This is a genomic window from Microvirga tunisiensis (genome assembly GCF_009296175.1).
Classification (GTDB): domain Bacteria; phylum Pseudomonadota; class Alphaproteobacteria; order Rhizobiales; family Beijerinckiaceae; genus Microvirga; species Microvirga tunisiensis.
Window position 1 is genome coordinate 1 of the sequence record NZ_VOSK01000307.1, and the last position, 7,106, is coordinate 7,106.

Consider the following 7,106-nt stretch of genomic DNA (forward strand, 5'->3'; position numbering starts at 1 on the left):
CTGTCGTTCTTCGACTATCTTGGCGACCGGCTCGGCCTGAATGGGGATCAGCCGAGAATTCCGCCCCTTGCCGACCTCGTCATCCGGTCAGCCTAAGGCCCACCGTCCCCCAAACTGCCCCGATGACGCTTTCGGGAGCAGGGCAGGGGACTTTGACGACGGGCCGTTCCTAGCACCCCGAACCCACGATCTGCCGGAGCTGCCGTGGGAGATCATCGCCGGACGGCTGGAGCCCATCACGATCAGCATCCTCCGGTTCGACGCCCGCCTGGAAGCCTCCGGCCTGGCTACCGGGTGGCAGTCGCGCTGCGACATGACCGAGGCGGTGCGCGCCCTCCTTCTCGACGGACACCTCGTCGATGTCGGTGACCTGGTGCTGCACGATGCCGGCATGGATGTGCGCCACCCCACCCACGAACTCACCCGGGCCGCGGCCGCCCTGCGCGCGCGGCGCACTGCCACGGCCCGGAAGGCGCCGTGGCCGGTCTCCATCGACGGCCTGGCCGCCCTGCGTGGCCTCGGTGGTGTGGCCGAGGACACGATCGTCCGCTCGACGGGCAGGAAGCCGAACCCGGACGATGAGGAGGCGTATCCGCTCTATGCCAACGATGCCGATCCGTGGAAGGCGCACTTTGCCGAGATCGATGCTCTGCTGGACCGCACCAACCAGGTGCTCGCCGGCGAGACCCCGCTGCGCAAGAGCCGCTCGCATCTCGTCTATGTCCCGGATCAGGATGAGGCCGAGGCCGAGGACCTGTGGCTTGAGGTGGTCAAGCGCACCAGCCCCTGGCCGGCGGTCGCGGCCGCATCTGTGGCGTGGAACGCGTGGCTGGATCTCAACCTCTACACCCGCCTCCCCTGGCTCGGGCTGATCATGGCCGCCGCCATCCTGCGCGCCCGTGGGCTGACCCATCACCTGCTGCCGCTGGCGGCCGGGTTCAAGCAGTCGAAGTTCCGGCCGCAGGGCCGGGAAGGGGCCCGGGAGAAGCTGGAGGGTTTCTGTCAGGTGCTGGAGGAGGCGCTGAGCCTCGCCCACAGGGATCTCGATCGGCTGATTCTCGCCCGCGAGCTGATGAGCCGGGTGACCAGGGAGTGCCGCAGCAACTCGAAGCTGCCGGGGCTGGTCGAGCTGTTCCTGTCGCGGCCGCTGGTGACGGGGCCACTCGCGGCCAAACTGCTGAAGGTCACGCCCAAGGCCGTCGATCTGATGCTGGCCCAGCTCGGCGGCGCGCTGCCGCGCGAGCTTACCGGCCGCACCCGCTATCGCGCCTGGGGCATCGTCTGAGGCAGCGCAGCTCAACCAGCGCACCTCAATACAGGCGTCTTGTGAGTTCATCTGTGGCAAGCAAATTTGCACTCGGGTCATTGGAGTGGCAAGACGTCGATGATCGAAACCCTTATCATTGCCGACGACTTGACTGGTGCCGCAGACTGCGCCGTTTCGTGCGCAACGGCGGGTGCCGACACGGTGGTGCTCCTCGATGCTAAGGCCGATCCGGGCGGCGCAACGGCTGTCTCAGTTGATGTGAATTCCCGGGCCATGACGGTCCAGGAGGCCGGAGCCGCTGTCACCGGGGCTGCCCAGCAGCTCTACAGCAAGAGCACACGCATCCTGTACCACAAGATTGACTCGACTCTGCGTGGCAACTGGCCATCGGAGCTTGCTCATATCCGCCAAGCCGCAACCAATGTCCTTGGACATGCGCCTCTTGTGATCGTTGCACCCGCTTTCCCCGGAACGGGACGCGCGACGATCGACGGCCATGTGTTCGTCAACGGCACCCCGCTCGAGAACACGGGCCTCTGGAAACAGGCAGACTCGACACGATCCGCCGATCTGCGGACTCTTGTTACTGATGTGGGATTGAAGGTCGGGGTGGTCACCCTCGAGCAGGTTGCGCTCGGGTCAGAGGCAACTCAAGGCGCGCCTCGCAAAGTGGGCCGATGCCGGGTGCGATGCTGTCGTATGCGATGCTCAAACCGAGGATGACCTGCTCGCTGTTGCGGCCGCAATCCTCATGCTTCCTGGAAAGCCGCTGTGGGTCGGGTCTGCCGGCCTGATGCGGGCTCTTGTCAGGGCAGGGGAGCCCGAGGTCGTTCCCACATCCGCCCCAGTATGGGCGGCGGCTGGAAGGCCCGTCCTCGTTGTTGTGGGCAGTGCATCCCGTGTGTCACACACGCAGTTCGATGCGCTGGCGGAAGAGCAGGGCGTCGTGCCCGTGACCATTCTCCCGTCCACTCTGCGGGAGAGCAGCACCCCAGAGCGGGTGCAGTCCTGCGCCCAAACTCTCGATGCGGCTTTAGCATCGGGGGGAGACGTCGCGGTCACGATCAGGGGTGAGAAAATCAACGTTCAGCAGGGGCCGCAGCTTGCAGCAGCTCTGGCCGCGCTGATTGCCCCGGGTCGGTGGGCTTATTGTGACCGGTGGTGAGACGGCACGGGCGATCCTCGATCGAGCTGGCATATCGGGGTTGAGAATGCAAGGCGAGATCGAGCCAGGAGCGCCTGTTGGCATATCGATCGGCGATCGCACGACCTTGAGACGGTGCCGCGCGATCCTGCGAGGCGGTCCTGGCAATCATTCCAATTCTACAATGAGCGGGTAATGTAGGCACCTGGCCTGGGGGGTCGTGCATGAGTCAGCCTATCATAGCGATCACAATGGGCGACGCGGCCGGTGTCGGCCCCGAAATCATCATCAAGGCGCTTGCTCATCGGGAGGTCTACGAGCGCTGTAAGCCTCTGATCATCGGAGATGTCAGCCGCCTGCGGCAGGCCGGCGAGATCGTCGGCTCCTCCTTGAAAGTTCGATCAGCGTCAGGTCCGAAGGAAACGGCGTTCGAGTATGGGTCGGTTGATTGCGTCGATCTCGGCTTGATTCCCGACAATCTACCCTGGGGCAAGCTATCCCCACTCGCGGGCGATGCGGCGTTCCGGTACATCGAGCGGGCGGTCGCGCTGGCCTCAGCAAATGAGCTTGATGCCATCTGCACGGCCCCGCTCAACAAGGAGGCGCTCCACGCAGGCGGGCATCCCTTCCCGGGCCATACAGAGATCCTGGCGGCGCTGACGCATACGCCGGAAGTCTCGATGATGCTGATGACCCCAAAGCTGCGCGTGATCCACGTGACCACTCACATCGGCCTGATTGATGCCATCGCGAGGATCGAGCCGGGACTGGTCGAACGGACTATTCTGCGCGGCCACGAGGCCCTTGTGCGCTCCGGGATCGCAAGCCCCCGCATCGGGGTGTGCGGAATCAATCCTCATGCCGGCGAAAACGGTTTGTTTGGCCATGGCGAAGAGGAGCAGAAGATCGAACCAGCCGTGCAGACGCTTCAGGCGCGCGGCATCCGTGTCGAAGGCCCTCTTCCGGCTGACACCCTGTTCTTCCGCGCCCAGCGCGGCGACTTTGATCTTGTGGTCGCCATGTACCATGACCAGGGCCATGGTCCGGTCAAGGTTCTTGGGATTGAGGAAGGCGTCAATGTCACCGTGGGCCTCCCCGTGATCCGTACGTCGGTGGACCATGGCACGGCCTTCGATATCGCCGGAACGGGCCGGGCTGATGAGCGGAGCATGCTCGAGGCCCTCAATCAGGCCATCCTCTTGGCTCCGCAGCATGCTGCCCTTGCCTGAAAGCCTCTGATGTTGCGAGATCTCAGCTGATCGCGGGAGCGGCTGAGGAAGTCCCAGGCGGTACAATAGACCATGTGAGCCACCGGCTTGTGGTCTGGTAGCTTCCAAGGCCTACATCCTTGATGTTCTGCCGGCATGGTGGGGATCCACGACTTGCCTGACCTGGGACAGTGGAGGCGCCGATGAGGAGATTGATGCAAATCGCCTGTGCGGTTGCAGCCTGGGCAAGCCTGAGCTTACCATTGTCTGCTGCCCCGACTGAGCCGGAGAACTGCCCTGGCCTGATCGCCTCCCGGGACGCTCTGGTCTCCCGGGCTGCCTTACGTCAGGATGAGGTTGGCCTGACGTTTGTCGGCCACGCCACCTTCCTGATCGAGACGCCCCAAGGAGTGCGGATCGCCACCGACTACAGCGATGGCACGCGTCCGCCCGTTCCACCGGATGTGGCCACCATGAACAAGGCGCACTCCACCCACTTCAGCTATCGACCGGATCCGGGGATCAAGCATGTGCTCAAGGGCTGGAATCCAGCTGGTGGCCCAGCGTACCACGACCTCACCGTGCAGGATGTTCGCATCCGCAATGTCTCGACGAATATCCGAAGCTCTGGGGGAGGGACAGAGTACGACGGCAACTCGATCTTCGTGTTCGAGACCTCTCAGCTGTGCATCGCCCATTTGGGCCATCTGCACCACACCCTTGCGCCCGAGCATCTCAAGAAGCTCGGGCGGATTGACGTTCTGCTGGTCCCGGTGGACGGCGGCTACACGCTCGAGACCTTCGACATGATGGAAGTGCTGCGCTCGATCAATGCGTCTTTGATGATCCCGATGCACTTCTTCGGTCCGTCGACGCTCAACCGCTTTCTTAGCTCAGCCCGGGAGCACTTTCCGGTGGAGTTCAGCAACACGGCGGCCATCACCCTCTCTCGCGCCGCACTGCCGAAGAGCCCTAAGATCCTGGTGTTGCCAGGGCACTGAGTATCTGTCGATCGCACTTCATTGAGGATCTCTGACTTTTAATCAGAGGGGCCTGGGTTCGAGTCCCAGTGCGCTCACCAAACCATATCAAGCACTTAGATGCTGTTCAGGTTTGGTCTTGCTTCCCAGAAAACCGGATTGGGAAGCGTATGGGAAGCAAGCTCATCTGAGTGAGCTTTTTCCTCCGCGATCGCATCGGTTCACCCACAGGGCGAACCTTACTGCCAGAATCAGCGAACGTCGAGAATCAGCCAGAGAGCCGACCTTGTTACGGTCGCGCTGAATGACTCAGATTGACCCTGGCTGTGTAAAAACGCGGCTGATGATATGATCGCCCAGCCTTGTTTGGGGGATCCGATGAGACGCTTTGTTGAGGGCGTGGATCGCAGCCAGACCACCCTGTTTCCCGACAGCCTGGAGGACTGGGTTGATGAGACCAACCCGGTGCGTGTCATCGATGCGTTTGTCGATGCGCTCGATCTGAGGGCGCTTGGCTTTGACGGTGTTATGCCCGAAGCCACCGGGCGCCCATCGTCCCATCCGGCCATCCTTCTCAAGCTGTACATCTACGGCTATCTCAACCGGGTGCCGTCGAGCCGACGCTTGGAACGCGAGGCCAGTCGCAATGGCGAGCTGATGTGGCTCACCGGCCGCCTGGCCCCGATCACAAGACCATCGCCCATTTCCGCAAGGACCGCGGCCGGGCCATCCGGCAGGTCTGCGCCCAGTGCGTCACCCTCTGCCGCAGGCTGGGGCTGCTGAACACCGCCAGCGTGGCCATCGATGGCTCCAAGTTCAAGGCCATCAACAATCGCGACAAGAACTTCCCGCGGGCGAAGGTCGCGCGCCGCCGCGCCCAGATCGAGGAGAGCGTTGGGCGTTATCTCCAGCAACTCGACACGGCCGACCGGCATGAGCCAACAGAAGCGCTGGCGGCCAGAACGACTCGCCTCAAGGAGAAGATCGCCCGGCTCGAGCAGGAGATGCAGCGTCTGGCCGCGGTGGAGGCGCAGATGCTGGCCTCTCCTGATCAGCAGATCTCGCTGACGGACCCGGATGCCCGCTCCATGGCCACGAGCGGGCGCGGCTCTGGCGTGGTGGGCTACAACGTGCAGGTGGCGGTGGACACAAAGCACCACCTGATCGTGGCGCATGAGGTGACCAACGATGGCTGCGATCGAGCCCAGCTCTCCGTCATGGGCAAGCCGTCATGGGCCAGCAGGGCTGTCCTGGAGGTGGAGAAACCCTGGAGGTGGAGAAACTCGAAGCGATCGCTGACCGGGGTTACTGGGACAGTGAGGAGATCCTGACCTGCGACCAGGCAGGAGTGACCGTCACCTTGCCTACGCCGATGACCTCCGGCTCGAAAGCGGATGGCCGGTTTGGCAAGCAGGACTTCGTCGATCTGCCCGATGAAGACGCCTACCGCTGTCCGGCGGGCGAGAAGCTCAAGTACTACTACAGCAACGTCGAGCGAGGGCTGACGCTACGGCGCTCCTGGACCAGCGCCTGTCACACCTGCCCGCTGAAGAGCCGCTGCACGACGGCCAAGGAGCGGCGGATGGTGCGGCTTCGAGCATGAGGACGGGCTGGAGGCGGTGCAGCGCCGGCTTGAGTTGAACCCCGGGGCGATGCGCCAGCGGCGCGAGGTGGGCATCCGTTCGGCACGATCAAGCTGCGCATGGGCGCACCCACTTCCTGATGAAGACCTTGCCGAAGGTGGCCAGCGAGATGGCGCTGCATGGGCTCGCTTACAACCTGACCCGGGTGCTGAACATCCTGGGCATCCAGCCGCTGATGGCCGCCCTCAGGGCGTAGGAGCCGGGCATTGCTCGTGCGATCACGCCTCTGAGGCGTCCAACGCTCGCCTCAGAAGCAAGGGAGCCTTCTACCGCCGATCATCAACCAGCTCGCGCTTGCTGATGATGTTGACGGGCTTTGGAGCGTGGAAAGCCGCGATCTGACTTCTGCCAAAGCGTTTTGACACGACCAAGACCGAGGCCGTGTGAAAACGCTGTTGCCGGCGTGCGGATGATGGGCGCTGTTTTGCGGGTGCCGCGATGGTGCGCATGGGCGGGCGTGTGGCATCAGGCTTCGAGAGCCTTCAGCAGGGGGCCGACACCCAGAATGCTGATCATCCGCTTCAGGTTGTAGGCTAGCACGTGCAGGCTCATCTCGGTTTTGACCTTCTCCAGGGTCTTCATAAGGAAATGCGTACGGCCCATCCAGGCCTTGATGGTCCCGAACGGATGCTCCACCGTCTGCCGTCGGATGCTCATGGCCTCGGGCATCCGCTCCAGCCGGGCCTGCATGCGGTCGAGCACATCCTCGTGCTGCCAGCGCTTCACCCGTTTGTGCTTGTCCGGCGAGCATTGGGGCTTGAGGGCACAGGCTGAACAGGCGGTCAGGTTGCGGTCATGATCGATATTGTCCCGGCGGTCTGAGCGCACCTTGCCCTTCGTCAGATGCTGACCCGCCGGGCAGGT

7 protein-coding genes and 1 pseudogene are annotated in these 7,106 nt (G+C 63.5%); 7 read left to right on the top strand and 1 reads right to left on the bottom strand.

The window, feature by feature from the left end; translation table 11 throughout:
- The first annotated feature begins 40 nt into the window (after positions 1–40).
- The 7 genes and pseudogenes from FS320_RS34770 to FS320_RS34800 all read left to right on the top strand — a co-directional run bounded on the left by FS320_RS34770 (position 41) and on the right by FS320_RS34800 (position 6,438).
- On the top strand, positions 41–1,285 hold the full coding sequence (locus FS320_RS34770; RefSeq protein ID WP_274597261.1) for an RHE_PE00001 family protein: 1,245 nt from the start codon (positions 41–43) through the stop codon (positions 1,283–1,285).
- Between the two features lie 99 nt (positions 1,286–1,384).
- On the top strand, positions 1,385–1,990 hold the full coding sequence (locus FS320_RS34775; protein ID WP_152716943.1) for a four-carbon acid sugar kinase family protein: 606 nt from the start codon (positions 1,385–1,387) through the stop codon (positions 1,988–1,990).
- Positions 1,896–2,432 (top strand): four-carbon acid sugar kinase family protein, encoded by a 537-nt coding sequence (locus tag FS320_RS34780; protein ID WP_152716944.1) that lies wholly within the window; start codon positions 1,896–1,898, stop codon positions 2,430–2,432. Before FS320_RS34775 ends, FS320_RS34780 begins: the two co-directional genes overlap by 95 nt.
- Positions 2,419–2,607: a nucleotide-binding domain containing protein gene (locus tag FS320_RS51055; protein WP_162003435.1), complete on the top strand. Its 189-nt coding sequence runs from the start codon at positions 2,419–2,421 to the stop codon at positions 2,605–2,607. The genes FS320_RS34780 and FS320_RS51055 overlap by 14 nt, the downstream gene beginning before the upstream one ends.
- A gap of 28 nt (positions 2,608–2,635) precedes the next feature.
- Positions 2,636–3,640: a 4-hydroxythreonine-4-phosphate dehydrogenase PdxA gene (pdxA, locus tag FS320_RS34790; RefSeq protein ID WP_152716946.1), complete on the top strand. Its 1,005-nt coding sequence runs from the start codon at positions 2,636–2,638 to the stop codon at positions 3,638–3,640.
- 194 nt (positions 3,641–3,834) lie between these two features.
- Positions 3,835–4,620 (top strand): MBL fold metallo-hydrolase, encoded by a 786-nt coding sequence (locus FS320_RS34795; protein WP_202882934.1) that lies wholly within the window; start codon positions 3,835–3,837, stop codon positions 4,618–4,620.
- Between the two features lie 357 nt (positions 4,621–4,977).
- Positions 4,978–6,438, top strand: a pseudogene (locus FS320_RS34800) (IS1182 family transposase).
- A 269-nt stretch (positions 6,439–6,707) separates the two neighbouring features.
- Here FS320_RS34800 and FS320_RS34805 read toward each other — a convergent pair.
- Positions 6,708–7,106, bottom strand: a 399-nt coding sequence (locus tag FS320_RS34805; RefSeq protein WP_152716948.1) for a transposase, incomplete at its 5' end; no start/stop codon positions are given.

What these genes read in the sequence shown, in the direction of transcription:
- FS320_RS34770 (WP_274597261.1), top strand. Translation starts at nt 41, where the DNA reads ATGGGGATCAGCCGAGAATTCCGCCCCTTGCCGACCTCGTCATCCGGT.
- FS320_RS34775 (WP_152716943.1), top strand. Translation starts at nt 1,385, where the DNA reads ATGATCGAAACCCTTATCATTGCCGACGACTTGACTGGTGCCGCAGAC.
- pdxA (WP_152716946.1), top strand. Translation starts at nt 2,636, where the DNA reads ATGAGTCAGCCTATCATAGCGATCACAATGGGCGACGCGGCCGGTGTC.
- FS320_RS34795 (WP_202882934.1), top strand. Translation starts at nt 3,835, where the DNA reads ATGCAAATCGCCTGTGCGGTTGCAGCCTGGGCAAGCCTGAGCTTACCA.